Consider the following 18,975-nt stretch of genomic DNA (forward strand, 5'->3'; position numbering starts at 1 on the left):
GCCTCCCGCTCGACCCTTCGAAAATGGAGTACATGTCATGACGGCACGCGTCGCCCTCGTCACCGGTGGTACCGGCGGTATCGGTACGGCCATCTGCAGACACCTCGCCCAGCTCGGCCACAAGGTCGCCACCAACTACCGCGACGAGGCGAAGGCGAAGGCATGGCAGGACGCCCAGCGCAAGGAAGGTTTCGAGTTCGCGCTCGCCAGGGGCGACGTCGCCGACCCCGCCGCCGCCGAGGCGATGGTGCGCGAGGTCGAGAAGCAGCTCGGCCCGATCGAAATCCTCGTCAACAACGCCGGCATCACGCGCGACACGACGTTCCACAAGATGAATGCGCTGCAGTGGCAGGAGGTCATCGCGACGAACCTCGGTTCGTGCTTCAACGTGACGCGCCCGGTCATCGACGGCATGCGCGAACGCAAGTGGGGCCGCATCGTCCAGATCAGCTCGATCAACGGCCAGAAGGGCCAGTACGGCCAGGCCAACTACGCCGCCGCGAAGGCCGGCATGCACGGCTTCACGATCTCCCTGGCGCAGGAAAACGCCAAGTTCGGCATCACCGTGAACACCGTGTCGCCGGGCTACGTCGGCACCGACATGGTGATGGCCGTCCCCGAGGACGTGCGCGCGAAGATCGTCGCGCAGATCCCGATCGGGCGCCTCGGCGAACCCGACGAGATCGCCTATGCGGTCGGCTTCTTCGCCAACGAACAGGCACGCTGGATCACCGGCGCCAACCTCGCGATCAACGGCGGCCAATACATGGGTTGGTAGCGCGCCCTACCGGGCGTCCCGCGCAAGCGGATGCCCGCCGCCGGCAAGGTGACGCAGCTGCACGAGAACCGCGCATGCCTGCGAGGCACGCGACCGCGAGTCCCACCGGACGCCGCATGGCCGCGCCCGCGGGGCCGCCGCGCTCGTCGCCGTCGCCGCGAATGGGCGCTGACCGCAAACCCCGCCACGATGGCCACGCGCGACCGGCTGTCGCGCCCGGCGGGACTCCTCGCGGGCGCCCTACGCCCTACGGGTTTTCCTGCCGCTGCGGCCTCCCTGGGCCCCATGCGGGCGTCGGTTCGCCGCGACTTCGCCGGCGGGCCGGCGCGAACCCTTTGCTGCGCAACATTCTCAAACTGGTGCGCCGCATCACATTCTGCTAGCGTTGGCCGATGACCACGCCCCGCATCATCAAGAAGTACCCGAACCGCCGCCTCTACGACACGGAGATCTCGAGCTACATCACGCTCGAGGAGATCCGCCAGCTCGTGCTCGACGACGAGGAATTCGAGGTCCGTGACGCGAAGACCGGCGAGAACCTGACCCGCTCGGTGCTGCTGCAGATCATCGCGGAGTACGAGGAACGCGGCCAGCCGATGTTCACCACCAAGCTGCTGTCGCAGATCATCCGCTTCTACGGCGATTCGCTGCAGGGTTTCATGGGCGGCTATCTCGAGCGCAGCCTGCAGGTCTTCCTCGACCAGCAGCAACAGTTCCGCAGCCAGCTCAACAACATGCTCGGCCAGGGGCCGTGGTCGATGCTCAATGACCTGACCGAGCGCAACATGGACATGTGGAAGTCCCTGCAGCAGGGCTTCCTCACCGCCGCCGCGAACAGCGTGCGCGGCGCGCAGGACGCCAGCAAGAAGAAGGAAGGCAAATCCTGACGGAAACACCGCCCTGCCGGCGCGCGGCAGGGCGACGCATCGCAGCATTTTCGCGCGGCAGCCGATGCCGCATCGCACGATCCAGGGGTTTTCCATGAGCAAACGCGTCGCCGTCGTCACGGGCGGCATTGGCGGACTCGGCAGCGAGATCTGCAAATACCTCGCACGGGCCGGCCGCCAGGTCATCGCGGCTGATCTTGCCTCGCGCAGCGAACGGGTCGAGGCATTCCGCGCCGAAACCGCCGGCTTCGACGGCGCGATCGCCTTCGAACCGCTCAACGTCGCCGACCATGCCGGCTGCGCCGCCTTCGTCGAACGCGTCGCCGCGCAGTACGGCCCGATCGCGATCCTCGTCAATGCGGCCGGCATCACGCGTGACACCTCGCTGCGCAAGATGAGCGCCGAGCAGTGGAGCGACGTGCTGCGCGTCAACCTCGACGGCGTGTTCAACATGTGCCGCCCGGTCGTCGACGGCATGACCGCGCAGGGCTTCGGCCGCATCGTCAACATCTCGTCGGTGAACGGCCAGACCGGCCAGTTCGGCCAGACCAACTACTCCGCCGCGAAGGCCGGCATGCACGGCTTCACGATGGCGCTCGCGCGCGAAGTCGCGAGGAAGGGCGTGACCGTCAACAGCGTGTCGCCGGGCTACTGCAACACCGCGATGGTGCAGGCGGTGCCCGAAGAGATCCGCAACCAGATCATCGCCAACATCCCGGTCGGCCGCCTGGGCGAACCGCGCGAAATCGCGCGCACGGTCGAGTTCCTCACGGCCGACGACGCGGGCTTCATCACCGGCGCGAACATCCCGGTGAACGGCGGCTACTTCATGGATTTCTGAGGCACGCGCGCGCTAGAAGTCGTAACCGTCGATGTAGATGAAGTCGTCGGGCGTGCGCTCGCAGTCGTAACTCACCGTCATCGGGTCGCCCGCTTCGACCACGTCGAAGTCGGTCGGGCGCAGGCCGTAGAGCGAGTGTGAGTCGACGTCGATGTCGGCATCGTCCCACTTGTGCGTCGTGAACCGGTCCGACTCCGCGGTCAGCGGCACGCCGCCGCCGTCGGACAGGAACATGCCGTACTTCTGCAGCGTGCGCAGCAGCACGCGCACCGATTCGTTGGTGCTGAACGCATTGATGTCGAACGACTGCTTGAGCTTGAGGCGCGAGCCGTACGGCACCGCGTTCGGGTCGTTGTCGGACGTGGTGAACGTGCCGTGCGACGCCGGGTGCACGTACTTGTCGTTCGCCATACGGTTGTTGCCGAGGATGAAGCGGATCGCATGACCGAGGTCGCCGTGCGCCTGCGCCGCGGCCCACACCTCGTCGGCGTTGAACAGCAGTGGCGCGATCGGGAAGCCGGCGCCGTCGGCGCTCGTACAGTGCTCGCCGCGGCCATGGCGCGGATAGACCTTGGCGAGATCCCAGCGCAGGCCGCAGATCGCGTGCACGCCGGTCGCGTCGGCCGACTCGGTCGCATAGGCCTCGTAGAGAATGTTGCTCGCGTCATTGACGACGAGCAGATGGCAGTCCTCGTCGCCCGCATCGCAGGCGTACGCGGGCGGATCGGTGCCTTCGATGCCGCCGCCCGCAGGCATCGGGAACGGCAGGCCGGGCGCGTCGCAGTCGGGGCTGTAGTATTCCCCTTCCGATGGCCAGGCGACGATCGGCCGCGTCGGCGTCGATCCGTTCGCGTGCAGCACGTAGAACGAGAAATCGATATGGAAGTCGAAGTCGCGACCGTCGCCCCAGCCGTGCGGCGAGAATGACGCGAGGTGCGTCATCATCGCGGCGGAATTCGCACGCAGCGTCGCGTGGCTGACGTCGACGTTCCAGATCGCGGTCGGCTGCGTGAAATGCGGGAGCGGCGCCGCCGGCGCCAAGGCCGGCAACGCCGTCAGTGCACAGGCCAGCGTGATCGATCGGCGCATCGGACTCCCTCCCTTCGGCGACGGCGCATCCTCGCGCGCACGCGCGCGGATTTCCGCGCACTGCGTCGCAACGGCGGGACTACCAGACGAGGTCGGCGGGGATGTCGTCTTCCTGCGCGGACGCGTGCGGATCGCACAGCAGCACCAGCGCGTCGGGGTCGATCGCCTGTGCGGCGAGACCTGTTTCGCGGCTCACGAGCAGGTACCGGCCAGCCAGCTGCACGACCGCGAGTTCGCCGCCGTTGAGGCGCGGCAGCTGCTCGGCGGTGACGTAGATGCGGCGGATCTTGTTGGCGTGCGGGAAATGGCGCGGGATTTCCGCATTCGCGTCGTTGAACGCGACGCCCTGCCCCTGCAACAGCGCGGTGAGCTTCTGCTTGCGCTCGCGCTTCTCTCTCGCGCGCTGCTCCGCCTCGCGCTGCTCGCGCTCGCGCTGTTCGCGCTCCGTGCGCGCGCGCAGGGCATACGCCTTGGCGAGGTCGATCTCGCCCCGCTCGCGCGGCGGTGACGACGGCTTCCCCGCATGGCTGCGATCCGGCCTTCCGGCCGGCTTCGCCTGCGGCCGCGCGTTCGGCTGCCCATGCGGCCTGCCCTGCCCCGGCCGCTGCTGCTGCTGCGCCCGCGGACGGTTCTCCACCTTCGGCGGCGCGAAGCCGGCCTTCAACAACTGGTCACGCAGCGAATCGGACATGACTGTGACACTCGAAACAGGAATGGAGCATGGTCTTCAGACGCGTCGTGCATCTTCATTTCATCGCGTCCCGCGATCGCGGCTAAAGCCGCTTTCACATCATCTCGTACCCGCTTTTGCCCGCTCAACCGGCGCCATCATCGAAGCGGATGTTCATTGAAAGTGCGGCCATGGATGGCCGCTTCTGGACCCCACTCAGGCGGTCACCTGCAGTCTCCCTCACCCTGCCGACAAGCCGCGATCACGGACGATCGCACTAGTAATGCGGGGGTGGCGGCTCATCCTGCGCCGCCTGCCCCAACGTGCCACGCACCGCCTGCAGCTCGATGCGCAGCGCGTCGAGCGCATTGCGCAGTGCATGCAGCTGGCGATCGTGCGCCGCGACCGTGTCGCTCAGCGCGACGATCGTGTCGTCGACGAACGACAGGCGCACTTCGAGTTCCGTCAGGCGTTCCTCGAGCGAGGCGGCCATGGCTTATCCGGGCAGTTTCTCGATCAGGTGACGGCCGTGGCGCGCGCCGGTCGCGCCGGCTGCTTCGCGATCGGCGAGCGCGAGGTCGGCCGCGGCCATTTCGCGCACGAGCTCGGCGAAGCTCGTCTTCGGCGTCCATCCGAGCCGCTCGCGCGCGAACGTCGGGTCGCCGAGCAGCGTCTCGACTTCGGCCGGACGGTAATACTGCGGATGGATGCGCACGACGACGTCGCCGGCCTTCAGCTTCAGCTTCGCGTTCGACACCTTGGCGACGATCGCGTGTTCATCCGCGCCGTTGCCACGGAACTCGAGCTCGATGCCCATCTCGCGCGCGGCGAGCACGACGAACTCGCGCACCGAGTGCTGCAGGCCCGTCGCGATCACGTAGTCGGCCGGCTGGTCCTGCTGCAGGATCAGCCACTGCGCCTCGACATAGTCGCGCGCATGACCCCAGTCACGCTTGGCGTCGAGGTTGCCGAGGTAGAGGCAGTGTTGCAGGCCGCAGGCGACGCGCGCGAGCCCGCGCGTGATCTTGCGCGTGACGAACGTCTCGCCGCGGATCGGCGATTCATGGTTGAACAGGATGCCGTTGCAGCCGTAGATGCCGTACGCCTCGCGGTAGTTGACGGTGATCCAGTACGCGTACAGCTTCGCCACGCCGTACGGCGAACGCGGATGGAACGGCGTCGATTCGCGCTGCGGGGTTTCGCGCACAAGACCGTACAGTTCCGACGTGGACGCCTGGTAGAAGCGGCAGCGGTCGCCGAGGCCGAGGCTGCGCATCGCCTCGAGCACGCGCAGCGTGCCGATGCCGTCCGCGTTCGCGGTGTATTCCGGCTCCTCGAACGATACCGCGACGTGGCTCTGCGCGGCGAGGTTGTAGATCTCGTCCGGCTTCACCTGCTGGATCACGCGCAACAGGCTCAGCGAGTCGGTGAGGTCACCGTAGTGCAGGTGCACGCCGGGACGCGTGTCGTCGAGTTCGTGGTGGAGGTGGTCGATGCGCTCGCTGTTGAACGACGATGCGCGGCGCTTGAGCCCATGCACCTCGTAACCCTTGGCGAGCAGCAATTCGGCGAGGTAGGCCCCGTCCTGCCCGGTGATGCCGGTGACCAGCGCGCGTTTCTTTTCCATTGACCTTGGCTGTGAATTCCACAAGCGGGCGATGGTAGCGCAAAAGCCGCGGCGCAAGCGCCCGCGACCGCGCTCAGGGCGTGGCGATGCTGCGGCCGCGGCCGATGCCGTAATAGGCGAGCCCGGCCCCTTCCACCGCCTTCGGATCGAAGATGTTGCGTCCGTCGAACACCACCGCGTGCCCGAGCGAGGCGCGGATGCGCTCGAAATCCGGGCTGCGGAACGCCTTCCACTCGGTCACGATGACGAGGGCATCGGCGCCCTCGAGCGCCGCGTACTGCTGGTCGCAGAGCACCAGGTCGGCGCGTTCGCCGAAGATGCGCGCGGCTTCACCGGCCGCCTCGGGGTCGTACGCGCGCACCTTGGCGCCGGCCGCCCAGAGTTGCTCGAGCAGGGTACGGCTCGGCGCCTCGCGCATGTCGTCCGTGTTCGGCTTGAACGCAAGGCCCCATACCGCGATCGTGCGACCGCGCAGCGCGCCGCCGAAGTGGCGTTCGACGAGCGCGAACAGCTTGCGCTTCTGCGCCGCGTTCACGGCTTCAACGGCGCTGAGCAGGCGCGGCTCGTAGGCATGCGCCCGCGCCGTGTGCTCGAGCGCCTTGACGTCCTTCGGGAAGCACGAGCCGCCGTAACCGGCGCCCGGGTAGATGAAGTGGTAACCGATGCGCGGGTCCGAACCGATGCCCTTGCGCACCTGCTCGACGTCGGCGCCGACCTGCTCGGCGATGTTCGCGATCTCGTTCATGAAGCTGATCTTGGTCGCGAGCATCGCGTTCGCGGCGTACTTGGTCAGCTCGGCCGAGCGCACGTCCATGAGCACGATGCGCTCGTGGTTGCGGTTGAACGGCGCGTACAGCGTGCGCAGCGCGTCGATCGCGCGCGCGCTGTCGGCGCCGATGACGATGCGGTCGGGGCGCAGGCAGTCCTGCACCGCGTCGCCTTCCTTGAGGAATTCGGGGTTGGAAACGACGTCGAATTCGACGTTGGCGCCGCGCGCGGCGAGCTCCGCGGCGATCGCCGCGCGCACCGCGTCGGCCGTGCCGACCGGCACGGTCGACTTGTTGACGACGACCGCATGCCGCGCGAGGTTCGCGCCGATCGTGCGCGCGACGGTCAGCACGTGGCTGAGGTCCGCGCTGCCGTCCTCGTCGGGCGGCGTGCCGACGGCGATGAAGATGACCTGCGCGTGCGCGATCGCGCTCGCCGCGTCGGTGGTGAAGCGCAGGTGCCCGCTCGCGTGGTTCGCGCGCACGAGCGGCTCGAGGCCGGGCTCGTAGATCGGGATCTCGCCGCGTTCGAGGCGCGCGATCTTGTTCGCGTCGACGTCGACGCAGACGACGTCGTTGCCGACCTCGGCGAGGCAGGTGCCGGTGACGAGGCCTACGTAGCCGGTTCCGAAAATCGTGACGCGCATGCGGCTGTCCCTTCTCGTGGCGATCGTGAACCGGCGCGGCGGGCGGTCCGGGTGCACGGAGGCGAGCCCGGACGGCAACCCTGTCCGATGCCGGTCCGGCGGGCTGGAATCGCCGATTTTAACAGGGCGGGAGCGGTCCGCCCCCCGAAAACGCGAAAGGCGCGCCGGTGCCCGGCGCGCCTTTCGAGCAAAGTGTCGACCGATTACTTCTTGTCGGTCTTGGCGGCCTTGTCGGCCGGCTTCGCCTTCATCGCGGCGCCCGGCTTCGCTTCGCCCGCCTTCTCGGCCTTCTCGCCGCCCTTTTCGATGTCGAGCAGCTCGACTTCGAAGATCAGCGTCGCATTCGGGCCGATCTGGCCCGGGCCGTTCTCGCCGTAGGCGAGATCGGCCGGCACGAACAGCTTGTACTTCGAGCCGACCGGCATCAGCTGCAGGCCTTCGCTCCAGCCCTTGATCACGCCGTTGAGCGGGAACGTCGCCGGCTGGCCGCGATCGTAGGAGCTGTCGAACTTGGTGCCGTCGATCTTCGTGCCGAGGTAGTTGACCTTGACCGTGTCGGTGGCCTTCGGCTTCGCGCCCGTGCCTTCCTTCTCGACCATGTACTGCAGGCCCGAAGCGGTCGTCTTCACGCCCGGCTTGGACTTGTTCGCCGCGAGGAACGCCTCGCCTTCCTTCTTGTTCTTGTCGGCCGCAGCCTTCTGTTCGGCGACGCGCTTGGCCTGCAGCGTCTTCATGAACTCCTGGCGGACCTGCAGCGCTTCTTCCTGCGTCAGCGAGGTCTTCTCGCCCTTGAGCGTCGCTTCGAGCGCCTGCTCGACGACCTTGATGTCGATGTCGTCCTTGATCTGGGTGAGGCCGCGACCGACGTCCATGCCGACCATCGTGCTGATGCTGTGCTTGTCGACCTTGACGGTCGGAGCGGGCTTCGCCTCCGCCTTGGGCGCATCCTTGTCCTGCGCGATCGCGCCGATCGCGAAACTGGCCGCGAGGGCGGCAACGAGGGTCTTCTGCACGAAACGCGTCATGTCTGCTCCTGGAAGTTGCGATTGTCTTGCCGGTGAATGCCCACGGGCGTCACGGCGTGACCGGACCCGGCCATCATGCGGGGCCGCGTATTGTGAACACGGCACCCGGCGTTGGCAAACGGCGGTCCCCCCGCCCCGGAGCACCCCCCGGCCCCTGGGCGGGGCGGAGCGGCAGCGCCTACACTCTCCGGATGCTGCGCTTTGACAACGTCCACCTGCGTCGTGGTTCCCGGCTTTTGCTGAACGGCGTGAACTTTCTCGTTCATCCGGGCTGGCGCGTCGGACTGACCGGGCGCAACGGCAGCGGCAAGAGCAGCCTGCTCGCGCTGATCGCCGGCGAACTGGCCGCCGATGCGGGCGACTTCGCGCGCCCGCGCGACTGGGTGCTCGCGCACGTGCGCCAGCAGGCCGAGGCGCACGCGCACTCGGCGCTCGACCACGTACTCGACGGCGACGTGGAGTTCCGCCGCCTCGAGCGCGGACTCGTCGAGGCGGAAGCCGCGCACGATGCGGCGCGCCAGGCCGGCCTGCACGATCGCTTGCACGCAATCGGCGGCTACGCCGCGCGCGCCCGCGCGGGAGAACTGCTGCACGGGCTCGGCTTCGCGCCCGGCGACGAGGCGCGCGCGGTGGCCGAGTTCTCCGGCGGCTGGCGCATGCGCCTCAACCTCGCCCAGGCCCTGATGTGCCGCTCCGACCTGCTCCTGCTCGACGAGCCGACCAACCACCTCGACCTCGACGCCGTGCTCTGGCTCGAGGACTGGCTGCGCGGCTACGAAGGCACGCTCGTCGTGGTTTCGCACGACCGCGAGTTCCTCGATCGCGTCGTCACCCACGTGTTGCACATCGCCGATGCGGATGCGGAACTGTTCGCCGGCAGCGTGAGCGCGTTCGAACGCAGGCGTGCCGAACGCCTCGCCCAGCGGCAGGTCGCGCACGAACGCCAGCAGCGCGAGCGCGCGCGCCTGCAGCGCTTCGTCGACCGCTTCAAGGCCAAGGCGACCAAGGCGAAACAGGCGCAGAGCCGCGTCAAGGCGCTCGAACGCATGACCGAAATCGCCGCGGTGCGGGTCGAATCCGGCATCGAATTCGAATTCGCCGCGCCCTGCGCCCTGCCCGACCCGTTGCTCGGCCTGGACGACGTCGCGGTCGGCTACGGCGAACGCCGCGTGGTCGAGCGCGTGCGGCTGTCGCTGCGCCCGGGCGACCGCGTCGGCTTGCTCGGCGCGAACGGCGCCGGCAAGTCGACCCTGATCAAGACGATCGCCGGCACGCTACCGGTGCTGGCCGGCGAGCGGCGCGTGAACAAGGGACTGGCGATCGGTTATTTCGCCCAGCACCAGGTCGAGCAGCTCGACGCGGAAGCGACGCCGGTGCAACACCTGCTGCGCCTCGACCGCGCGCTCGGCGAGCAGGCCGCGCGCGACTTCCTCGGCACGTTCGGCTTCAGCGGCGAGCGCGCGCTCGCCGACGTCGCCGGCTTTTCCGGCGGCGAGAAGGCGCGCCTCGCGCTCGCGCTGATCGTGTTCGAACGACCCAACCTGCTGCTGCTCGACGAGCCCACCAACCACCTCGACATCGATACGCGCGAGGCACTCGCCGAAGCGCTGCAGGATTTCGCCGGCGCCGTCGTGCTCGTCGCGCACGACCGCGGCCTGCTGCGCGCAGTCTGCGACGACTACCTGCTCGTGCAGGGTGGCCGCGTGCAACCCTTCGACGGCGATCTCGACGACTACGCGCGCCTCGTGCTCGCCGGCACGCGGGCACCGGCGACGCCGGCTGGCGCGGGCGGTGATTACCGGCGTGATGCGCGACGCGACCGCGCCGAACAGCGTGCACGCGTCGCCCCGCTGAAGAAGGAGATCGCACGCATCGAACGTGAACTCGCCGCGCTCGAGGGCGAGCGCGCCGGCCTCGAACGCGAACTCGCCGACCCTGCGCTGTACGCCGCCGGTGGCAGCGAGGTCGCGGAACGCGTCCGCCGCCAGGGTCGGCTCGCACGGGAAATCGAAGCGCTCGAGCACGCCTGGCTCGAAGCGAACGCGGCTCTCGAGACCGCCGGCGCGGACTAGGCGTCGATCCGTCCGGCGCAGCGATTGCGGCTGCCGGCGCGCCGATCGCGAGATGGTCGCGCGCGCCCCGCAAGCCTTGCGCCCGACGAGGCGGCGTTTTCCTGCATGGCCTTATTTTTCGTCGCCTGCCCCCCATCCCCCATCCCCCATCGGTCATGGGTCGCCGGCGCTTGACGGGAGGTTTTTAGGTGTTATAGTTAACTACAACACTAGTTCATAGATGCCTCCCGGAGGCTGTCATGCGCAACCATCGTACGAACCCGTTGATGCGGTTGGCCACCAGGGCCCTGCCCCGTCGCGGAATCCAGCTCCTCTGCCTCGCCTTCGCACTGGCCATGACGGGCACGGCGATCGCCTACCTGTCCGGCGGCGCCGCAGCCGGTGCCGGCACGGCCGATGCGCCGGGGCAGGCGGATGCGCAGGCGACCCCGGTGCTGTTGCCGACCGTCGTCGTCCGTGCCGAGCCGGAGATCCCCACCCTCGCCACGATCACCGTGCGCGCCGCGGACTCGAACCCCGACACGCCACGCGCCCCGGCGAAGCCGCGCTTCCTGCCGGTCCACGCGGTCACTTCGTTCGCCTCGGCCGGCTCGGCCGGAGCGGGTTTCGGCATGCCCTACTATTCCTTCGGCAAGCCCCTGCGCCACGGCACCGAGGAATGACGCTGATGAGCATCGCCTGGAACGATTCGACGCCGATCTACCGCCAGCTGCGCGACCGCGTGGTGGCGATGATCCTCGACGGCGTCCTCAAGCAGGGCGACCCGCTGCCCTCGGTACGCCAGGTCGCCGGTGATTTCCAGATCAATCCGATCACCGTGTCCAAGGCCTACCAGGAACTGGTCGACGAAAATCTGGTGGAAAAGCGGAGGGGACTTGGCATGTACGTCACCGAAGGCGCGCGCGACGCGCTGCTGAAATCCGAGCGCGAACGCTTCCTGCGCGAGGAATGGCCGACGCTGTCGGCGCGCCTCGACCGCCTCGGCCTGAGCCTCAGGGACCTGATGGCGGCGCTCGGCAAGGAGGAAAGCCGATGAGCGCGATCGTCCAGGCCCGCGGGCTGAGCAAGAGCTACGGCACGACCAAGGCGCTCGACGCGGTCGATTTCGAGATCGACGCCGGCCGCATCGTCGGCCTGATCGGCCCGAACGGCGCGGGCAAGACCACGGCGCTGAAGGCGATCCTCGGCCTGACCGATTACGAGGGCAAGCTCGAGGTACTCGGCCTCGACCCGCACACGCAGCGCACGCGGCTGATGGAACAGGTCTGCTTCATCGCCGACGTCGCGGTGCTGCCGCGCTGGCTGCGCGTGCGCGAGGCGATCGAGTTCGTCGGCGGCGTGCACCCGCGCTTCTCGCGCGAGAAGTGCCTCGCCTTCCTCTCGCACACGAAGATCGGCCAGGGCATGCGCGTGCGCGAACTGTCCAAGGGCATGATCGTGCAGCTGCACCTCGCACTGGTGATGGCGATCGACGCGAAACTGCTCGTCCTCGACGAGCCGACCCTCGGCCTCGACATCCTCTACCGCAAGGCGTTCTACGAGAGCCTGTTGTCGGACTACTTCGACGAGCAGAAGACGATCATCGTGACGACCCACCAGGTCGAGGAGATCGAGCACATCCTGACCGACCTCATGTTCATCCGGAACGGCAAGCTCGTGCTCGCCGCGACGATGGACGAAGTCGGCGATCGCTACGCCGAGGTGATGGTCAACCCGGACAAGGCCGAGATCGCGCGGGCGCTCAAGCCGCTCAACGAACGGCAGGTCTTCGGCAAGTCGATCTTCCTGTTCGACGGCGTCGAGCGCAGCCGCCTCGCCGAACTCGGTGAATTGCACAAGCCCAGCGTCGCCGACCTGTTCGTGGCGACGATGAAAGGAACCTACGCATGAAGACCCTCCCCCTCCTCGTCAAGCGCGAATACTGGGAACATCGCGGCGGCTTCCTGTGGACGCCGGTGTGGGTCACCGGCATCACCCTGCTGCTCACCGTGCTCGGCCTGGTCACCGCGGAGGTGTTCCGCAGCCGCGCGGACGTGCGGGTCGGCTTTTCGCTCGACATGCTGCGCCAGGACATCGATGCGAAGGACTGGGCCAATGCCGGCTACGGGCTCGACGTCGTGCAGTTCGTGTTCGGCGCGCTGCCGTGCATCGGCCTGTTCTTCGTGCTGTTCTTCTACCTGCTAGGCACGCTCTACGACGACCGTCGCGACCGCAGCGTGCTGTTCTGGAAATCACTGCCGGTGTCGGACCTCGCGACGGTCGCGTCGAAGGCGCTGTCGGCGATGTTCGTCGCGCCGCTGATCGCGCTCGCGGTGTCGACGCTCGCCTACCTCGCGTTCCTCGTCATCGTCGGCACCTGGCTGTCGCTGCACGGGCTCAACGTGCTGCCGGCGATCGCCGCCTCGCACCCGTTCCGCACCGCGTGGCGCATGCTGCTCACGATCCCGGTCGACGCGCTGTGGGCGCTGCCGGCGATCGGCTGGCTGATGTTCTGGTCGGCGTGGGCGCGCAGCAAGCCGTTCCTGTGGGCGGTGATGCTGCCGATCCTCGTCGTATTCGCCAATTGGTGGATCGGCGTGCTCGGTGGCCCGCATTTCGCCGGCGTGCTCGACGTCGCGAAGATCGTCGGACGGCTTCTGCTCAGCGTCATGCCGGGCGGCTGGATGAGCCTCGACGCGGCGGGCATGGCACGCGACTGGATGCCCGGCCACGGCAGCAGCGGCAGCGAAGGCCTGCTCGCCCCGGAACGCCTGCTCGACGTGCTGGCCTCGGCCAACCTGTGGATCGGCGTCGCCGGCGGCCTCGTCCTGCTCGCCGCGGCGGTCCGGCTGCGCGGTCGCCGCATCGAAGTGAACGTCTGAGGCGCCGGATCGCTGGAACGGAAAAGGGCCGCTTGCGCGGCCCTTTTCTTTTTCCTGCGAATGCAGCGCGATCAGTGCACGGTGTCGTTGAGCACCTTGTACTTGTTGGCGCCGTCGGCCTGCAGGCCCGCCTGCTGCAGGTCGAGCGTGCCGACCAGCCAGAAACGCACGATGTCGCGGCCGATGCGGCGCACGACGGCGGCGGCGTCGCCACTCACGTAGATCACGTCTCCGCTCTTGAGCTTGGCCGGCTCGATCGTTTCGCTGATCGCATGGCCGTCGTTGAGGCTCTTCTCGAGCGACGTGCGCGCCGGCGAGCCGTCGGCCGGTTCACGCGCCGTCAACGAGGCCGCACCGGCGGCGAATTCCTTGCGCAGCGTACCTTCGCCGCGCACCGCCGACAGCACCTGGTAGCGGTTGGTCGCGAGCGGCTTCAGTTCGGAGCGGCGCACGTCGATGTCGCCATCGAGCCAGTACAGCGCGAGGCGACGACCTTCGCGACGCGTGACCGCGCGCACCGGACCGTCGACGTAGAGGGTGTCGCCCGACTGCAGCGCGGCGACGCTGAGGTTGCCGTCGGCGCTGCGGCCGTCGTTGAGCGTCTTCTCGAAGCGGGCGCGGATCGCATCGGCGTCGTCCGCCGGCGCAGCCTTCGGTGCCGCCGCGACGGCTGCGGGAGCCGCGGCAGCCGGCGCCTGCGTCGCAGCACGCGCAGCGGCCGCTTCGGCCTCGGCGCGCGCCTTCGCGGCTTCCGCCTCCGCACGGGCCTTCTCGGCCTCGGCGCGACTCTTCTCGAGCTCGGCTTCCGCCTTCGCCTTCTCGGCCTCGGCCTTGACCCGCTCGGCCTCGGCCTTCGCCTTCGCGGCCTCGGCCTTCGCCTTCTCCGCGTCGGCCTTGCTCGTCTCGGCGACCTTCGGCGCGGCGGCGGCCGCCGCGGCCTTGCTCTCGACGCGCACGAGCACGTTCTCGTAGAAACCCTCGCGCAGAACCACGTCGGCATTGCCGCCCGCCTTGACCTTGGCCGCGATCTTCGCGTGCCACTCGGCCGGCGCGGTGATCACCAGCCTGCTGCCCGACGCCGCGGCCTGCTTGCCGAGCGCGGCGAGCGCCGCATCCGCCTTGCCGCTCTGGAAGTTGGCGCCGCTGATGTCGGTGTTCTCCTGCGCGTATGCGCTGCCGGCGGCCATCAGCGCCGAGGCGAGGATCAGTTTCTTCAACATGTCAAAAACTCCAATCAGTGCTCGTCTTGGGAAATCCGGTGGGCACGCGCTCGGCTCGGCGGTCCGCTCGGTCGGGACTTCGATCGAAACTCCCCTGCGACCGGTCGCCGCCATGCGTTCCTTCGCGGCCAGTGCTTCCCGTCAAACGACGCAGTCTGCTGAGCGGTTCGTCGCAGCGGCATGTGCCGTTCGCCACGCCCGCCCCCACCTTTACCTTTCTTGTCAGCCGCCGGCGGAGCCGCCGTGGATGCCGCCCTTGGCCAGCGCGGCCGGATCGAGCAGTTGCTCGAGCTTCTTGCGCGGCAGCCCGGTCGTCTCGAGCGCGACGTCGATGATCGGCCGGCCTTCCTTGTAGGCCTGCTTCGCCGTCGCCGCGCCCTTGTCATAGCCGATCACCGCGTTGAGCGCCGTGACCAGGATCGGATTCTTGTCCAGCGCTTCCTTGATCTTGTCCTCGCGCACCTTGAAGCCGGCGATCGCCTTGTCGGCGAGCAGGCGCGAGGCGTTGGCGAGCAGTTCCACCGACTGCAGCAGGTTCAGCGCGACCACGGGCAGCATCACGTTGAGCTGGAAGTTGCCGCTCTGCCCGGCGATCGTGATCGTCGTGTCGTTGCCGATCACCTGCGCGCAGACCATCGCCATCGCTTCGGGGATCACCGGGTTGACCTTGCCCGGCATGATCGACGAGCCCGGCTGCAGCGCGGGCAGCTCGATCTCGCCGAGGCCGGCGAGCGGGCCGGAATTCATCCAGCGCAGGTCGTTGGAAATCTTCATGAGCGTGCAGGCGAGCGTCTTCAGCTGTCCCGACAGCTCGACCGCCGCATCCTGCGAACTGATGCCTTCGAAATAATTGTCGGCCGACTCGAACTTCACGCCGGTGAGCTTGGCGAGCTCGGCCGCCACGCGCGGGCCGAGCTGCGCATCGGCATTGATGCCGGTACCGACCGCGGTGCCGCCCTGCGGCAGCTTGCGCACGCGCTCGAGCGCGTCCAGCAGGCGTTCGATGCCCGAGCGGATCTGCGCGGACCAGCCGCCGAGTTCCTGCCCGAACGTGACCGGCATCGCGTCCATGAGATGGGTACGGCCCGTCTTGGCGACCTTGCGCAGTTCCTTCGCGCGCTGGTCGATCGTCTTCCTGAGGTGCGCCAGCGCGGGCAGCAGCTTCTCGCTGACCGTGAGCGCGGCGCTGACCTGGATCGCGGTCGGGATCACGTCGTTGGACGACTGGCCATTGTTGACGTCGTCGTTCGGATGCACCTTGGTGCCGGCGGCGGCGCACAGGTGGGCGATGACCTCGTTGGCATTCATGTTCGACGAGGTGCCCGAACCGGTCTGGAACACGTCGATGGGAAAATGCGCGTCGAATTCGCCCGCCGCGACGCGTTGGGCGGCCTTGCGGATCGCCTTCGCGCTCGTCTTCCTGAGGTGGCCGAGGTCGGCGTTCGCCTGTGCCGCGGCCGACTTGATCAGGCCGAGCGCGCGGATGAACTCGCGCGGCATCGTCAGGCCGGAGATCGGGAAATTGTCGACCGCGCGCTGGGTCTGCGCGCCATAGAGCGCGTCGGCAGGCACCTTCAGCTCGCCCATGCTGTCGCGTTCGATCCGGTACTGGCTCATCGAGGTTTCCGCTGCGGAAAATGGAATCGCCGATTATAGCGGGTCGTCGGGACCGCCGCCGGGCGGCCACGGCGCCGACGATGGTCGCGTCGGCCGGCACGCCACCGAATGCTACAATTGCCGGCCGTCCCACCCGACCGGCACATGCTGCAGAACCTGCTCTACGTCGGCGCGGCGCTGCTCCTCGTGCTGCTCAACGGCTTCTTCGTCGCCGCCGAGTTCGCGCTCGTCAAGCTGCGCCAGACCCAGGCCGCGACCCTCGCCGCCAGCCAAGGCTGGCGCGGACGCCTGCTCGCCGACGTGCACGGCCGTCTGGACGCCTATCTCTCCGCCTGCCAGCTCGGCATCACGCTCGCCTCGCTCGGCCTCGGCTGGATCGGCGAGCCGGCCTTCGCGCGCCTGCTCGAGCCGCTGTTCGCGCGCCTCGGCATCGGTCCGGAAACGACCGCCGTGGTCGCGCTGGTGATCGCGTTCACGCTGATTTCCTACCTGCACATCGTGCTCGGCGAACTCGCGCCGAAATCGATGGCGATCCGCCGCCCGGAGCGCTACTCGCTGTTCACGGCCGCGCCCCTGTACGCGTTCTACTGGCTCATGTACCCGGCGATCTGGCTGCTCAACGCGAGCGCGAACCGCATGCTCGCCCTGTTCGGCCTCGGCGCCGCCGGGCATGCCGACGACGAGCATCACTACTCGCGCGAGGAACTGCGCCTGATCGTGCACGCCAAGCACGCCAGCCGCGCCGGCGAGGAGTACTCGATGATGCAGAACGCGCTCGACCTGCCCGAGCTCGTCGTCGGCGACGTGCTGCGCACGCGCGACCAGCTCGCGTCCCTGCGCGACGGCATGGACCGCGAGGCGGTGCTGGCGGAGTTCCGCCGCACCCGCTACAGCCGCTATCCCTGGTTCGAGGCCGACGGCGACCGCGTGCGCGGCGTGCTGCACATGAAGGATCTGCTGGGCGCCATGGCCGAGCACGGCGACGCCACCGACCTCGTCGCCCTGCTGCGGCCGCCGATCCTGCTGCCGCTGCACGCGCCCGTGCTCGACGTGCTCAAGCGCTTCCGCACCGGCGACACGCACCTCGCGCTCGGCATCGAGGAATCCGGGCGCGTCGCCGGTTTCTTCACCCTCGAGGACATCCTCGAGGTGCTCGTCGGCGACATCGAGGACGAACACGCGCGCAGCGGCGGCAGCCTCGCGCCGCGGCCGAAGGGCGCCGAATTCACGATCTCCGGCGGCACGCCGATCTACCGGCTGGAGCGCCTGCTCGAGCGCGACATCGACGCGCCGGCCGACGTCAATTCGGTCGGCGGCCTTATCATCCACCGCCTCGAACGCCTGCCGCTCGAAGGCGAGACGCTCGCCTTCGACGGCTTCGACCTCACCGTGCGCACGATGCAGGGTGCCCGCGCGAAGACGATCCTCGTGCAGCCCCGCATCACCGACACGAACGACCGCAAGGATTCGCAATGAGCCCGACCCTCACCGCCCTGTCGCCGCTCGACGGACGCTACGCCCCCAAGACCGCCGCACTGCGGCCGATCTTCAGCGAATTCGGCCTCATGCTCCGGCGCGTGCAGGTCGAGCTGCGCTGGCTGCTCGCGCTGGCCGACGAGCCGAAGATCGGCGAAGTGCCGCCGCTGTCGACCGCGGCGCGCGCCGCCCTGCTCGCGATCGGCGACGCGTTCTCCGAAGCGGACGGCGAACGCATCAAGGAGATCGAGCGCGCGACCAACCACGACGTCAAGGCGGTCGAGTACTTCATCAAGGAGAAGGTCGCCGGCCAGGCCGAGCTCGCCGCGTCCAGGGAGTTCATCCATTTCGCATGCACCAGCGAGGACATCAACAACCTCGCCTACGCGCTGATGCTGCGCGATGCGCGCGACGGCGTGCTGCTGCCCGCGCTCGATGCGGTGGCCGCGAAACTGCGCGCGCTCGCGCACGAGCACGCCGCGCTGCCGATGCTGTCGCGCACGCACGGCCAGACCGCCTCGCCGACCACGCTCGGCAAGGAGATCGCGAACGTGCTCGCGCGCCTCGAGCGGCAGCGCCGGCAGATCGCCGCGGTGGAGCTGACCGGCAAGATCAACGGCGCGGTCGGCAACTACAACGCGCACGTGGCCGCCTATCCCGAAGTCGACTGGCCCGCGTTCGCGCGCCGCTTCGTCGAGTCGCTCGGCCTCGTGTTCAACCCCTACACCACGCAGATCGAGCCGCACGACTGCGTCGCCGAGATCGGCGACGCGGTGCGCCGCGCGAACACGGTGCTGATCGATTTCGCGCGCGACGCATGGGGCTACATCTCGCTCGGCTATTTCCGCCAGCAGCTCAAGGCCGGCGAAGTCGGTTCGTCGACGATGCCGCACAAGGTCAATCCGATCGACTTCGAGAATGCCGAAGGCAACTTCGGCCTCGCCAATGCGCTGTTCGAGCATTTCAGCGCGAAGCTGCCGATCAGCCGCTGGCAGCGCGACCTCACCGACTCCACCGTACTGCGCGCGCTGGGCACGGCGTTCGGCCACACGCAGGTCGCGCTCGACGCGCTGCAGCGCGGCCTCGGCAAGCTCAACGCATCGCCGGACCGCCTCGCCGCCGATCTCGACGCGAGCTGGGAAGTGCTCGCCGAGGCGGTGCAGACGGTCATGCGCCGCCACGGCCTGCCCGAACCGTACGAACAGCTCAAGGCGCTCACCCGCGGCCAAGGCATCACGCGCGATGCGCTGCGCGATTTCGTCGGCGGGCTCGACCTGCCGGCCGACGCGAAGCAGCGCCTGCTCGCGCTCGAGCCCGGCAGCTACGTCGGGCTCGCGTCCGAGCTCGCGCGCGGGATCTGATCGATGGGCCACGTGCGCGCGCGCCTGCGGAGCGATC

At 68.6% G+C, this 18,975-nt stretch carries 18 protein-coding genes; 10 read left to right on the forward strand and 8 right to left on the reverse strand.

All coding sequences use genetic code 11. The features are described from left to right. The first annotated feature begins 37 nt into the window (after window positions 1–37). From phbB (EV148_RS05120) to phbB (EV148_RS05130), 3 genes are all read left to right on the forward strand, one after another. On the forward strand, window positions 38–778 hold the full coding sequence (phbB, locus tag EV148_RS05120) for an acetoacetyl-CoA reductase (protein ID WP_131994522.1): 741 nt from the start codon (window positions 38–40) through the stop codon (window positions 776–778). A 392-nt stretch (window positions 779–1,170) separates the two neighbouring features. Next, the gene (phaR, locus tag EV148_RS05125) at window positions 1,171–1,665 is read left to right on the forward strand and encodes a polyhydroxyalkanoate synthesis repressor PhaR (protein WP_131994525.1); all 495 of its coding nucleotides are present in this window, start codon (window positions 1,171–1,173) and stop codon (window positions 1,663–1,665) included. Window positions 1,666–1,759: 94 nt separating this feature from the next. Beyond that, the gene (phbB, locus tag EV148_RS05130; protein WP_131994528.1) at window positions 1,760–2,506 is read left to right on the forward strand and encodes an acetoacetyl-CoA reductase; all 747 of its coding nucleotides are present in this window, start codon (window positions 1,760–1,762) and stop codon (window positions 2,504–2,506) included. Window positions 2,507–2,518: 12 nt separating this feature from the next. On the opposite strand, the gene EV148_RS05135 is transcribed toward phbB (EV148_RS05130), so the two are convergent. The 6 genes from EV148_RS05135 to bamJ all read right to left on the reverse strand — a co-directional run bounded on the left by EV148_RS05135 (window position 2,519) and on the right by bamJ (window position 8,331). After that, window positions 2,519–3,595 carry a hypothetical protein gene (locus EV148_RS05135; RefSeq protein ID WP_131994531.1) on the reverse strand — a complete coding sequence of 359 codons (1,077 nt, stop codon included), beginning with the start codon at window positions 3,593–3,595 and terminating at the stop codon, window positions 2,519–2,521. 79 nt (window positions 3,596–3,674) lie between these two features. Next, complete coding sequence (locus EV148_RS05140; RefSeq protein WP_131994534.1) at window positions 3,675–4,286, reverse strand: DUF2058 family protein; 612 nt, start codon at window positions 4,284–4,286, stop codon at window positions 3,675–3,677. A 256-nt stretch (window positions 4,287–4,542) separates the two neighbouring features. Further along, window positions 4,543–4,758, reverse strand: coding sequence for a SlyX family protein (locus tag EV148_RS05145; RefSeq protein WP_131994537.1), 216 nt, complete (start codon window positions 4,756–4,758; stop codon window positions 4,543–4,545). A 3-nt stretch (window positions 4,759–4,761) separates the two neighbouring features. Next, window positions 4,762–5,892: a GDP-mannose 4,6-dehydratase gene (gene gmd / locus EV148_RS05150; protein ID WP_131994540.1), complete on the reverse strand. Its 1,131-nt coding sequence runs from the start codon at window positions 5,890–5,892 to the stop codon at window positions 4,762–4,764. Between the two features lie 73 nt (window positions 5,893–5,965). Then, a complete protein-coding gene (locus tag EV148_RS05155; protein ID WP_131994543.1) occupies window positions 5,966–7,306 on the reverse strand; it encodes a UDP-glucose dehydrogenase family protein in 1,341 nt (446 codons plus the stop codon). A 203-nt stretch (window positions 7,307–7,509) separates the two neighbouring features. Continuing rightward, window positions 7,510–8,331: a BamJ family beta-barrel-assembly machinery protein gene (gene bamJ, locus EV148_RS19060; RefSeq protein WP_182517883.1), complete on the reverse strand. Its 822-nt coding sequence runs from the start codon at window positions 8,329–8,331 to the stop codon at window positions 7,510–7,512. 191 nt (window positions 8,332–8,522) lie between these two features. On the opposite strand from bamJ, the gene EV148_RS05165 reads away from it, so the two are divergent. From EV148_RS05165 to EV148_RS05185, 5 genes are all read left to right on the forward strand, one after another. Then, on the forward strand, window positions 8,523–10,403 hold the full coding sequence (locus EV148_RS05165) for an ATP-binding cassette domain-containing protein (RefSeq protein ID WP_131994546.1): 1,881 nt from the start codon (window positions 8,523–8,525) through the stop codon (window positions 10,401–10,403). Window positions 10,404–10,642: 239 nt separating this feature from the next. After that, window positions 10,643–11,065 carry a hypothetical protein gene (locus EV148_RS05170; RefSeq protein WP_131994549.1) on the forward strand — a complete coding sequence of 141 codons (423 nt, stop codon included), beginning with the start codon at window positions 10,643–10,645 and terminating at the stop codon, window positions 11,063–11,065. 5 nt (window positions 11,066–11,070) lie between these two features. Beyond that, window positions 11,071–11,439 (forward strand): GntR family transcriptional regulator, encoded by a 369-nt coding sequence (locus tag EV148_RS05175; RefSeq protein WP_131994552.1) that lies wholly within the window; start codon window positions 11,071–11,073, stop codon window positions 11,437–11,439. Next, the gene (locus tag EV148_RS05180) at window positions 11,436–12,293 is read left to right on the forward strand and encodes an ABC transporter ATP-binding protein (RefSeq protein WP_131994555.1); all 858 of its coding nucleotides are present in this window, start codon (window positions 11,436–11,438) and stop codon (window positions 12,291–12,293) included. The genes EV148_RS05175 and EV148_RS05180 overlap by 4 nt, the downstream gene beginning before the upstream one ends. Next, complete coding sequence (locus EV148_RS05185; protein ID WP_131994558.1) at window positions 12,290–13,264, forward strand: hypothetical protein; 975 nt, start codon at window positions 12,290–12,292, stop codon at window positions 13,262–13,264. The genes EV148_RS05180 and EV148_RS05185 overlap by 4 nt, the downstream gene beginning before the upstream one ends. A gap of 71 nt (window positions 13,265–13,335) precedes the next feature. On the opposite strand, the gene EV148_RS05190 is transcribed toward EV148_RS05185, so the two are convergent. Together EV148_RS05190 and EV148_RS05195 are read right to left on the reverse strand one after the other, a co-directional pair. After that, window positions 13,336–14,484, reverse strand: a complete 1,149-nt coding sequence (locus tag EV148_RS05190) for a hypothetical protein (RefSeq protein WP_131994561.1) — start codon at window positions 14,482–14,484, stop codon at window positions 13,336–13,338. Between the two features lie 222 nt (window positions 14,485–14,706). Further along, window positions 14,707–16,101, reverse strand: a complete 1,395-nt coding sequence (locus EV148_RS05195) for a class II fumarate hydratase (RefSeq protein ID WP_131994564.1) — start codon at window positions 16,099–16,101, stop codon at window positions 14,707–14,709. Window positions 16,102–16,245: 144 nt separating this feature from the next. On the opposite strand from EV148_RS05195, the gene EV148_RS05200 reads away from it, so the two are divergent. Both EV148_RS05200 and purB read left to right on the forward strand, forming a co-directional pair. Next, entirely contained in the window at window positions 16,246–17,577 is a 1,332-nt protein-coding gene (locus tag EV148_RS05200; RefSeq protein ID WP_131994567.1) for a hemolysin family protein, read from the forward strand. Further along, window positions 17,574–18,938 carry an adenylosuccinate lyase gene (purB, locus tag EV148_RS05205; protein WP_131994570.1) on the forward strand — a complete coding sequence of 455 codons (1,365 nt, stop codon included), beginning with the start codon at window positions 17,574–17,576 and terminating at the stop codon, window positions 18,936–18,938. The genes EV148_RS05200 and purB overlap by 4 nt, the downstream gene beginning before the upstream one ends. Window positions 18,939–18,975: the final 37 nt, after the last annotated feature.

This window comes from Dokdonella fugitiva (assembly GCF_004342425.1).
Classification (GTDB): Bacteria; Pseudomonadota; Gammaproteobacteria; order Xanthomonadales; family Rhodanobacteraceae; genus Dokdonella_A; species Dokdonella_A fugitiva.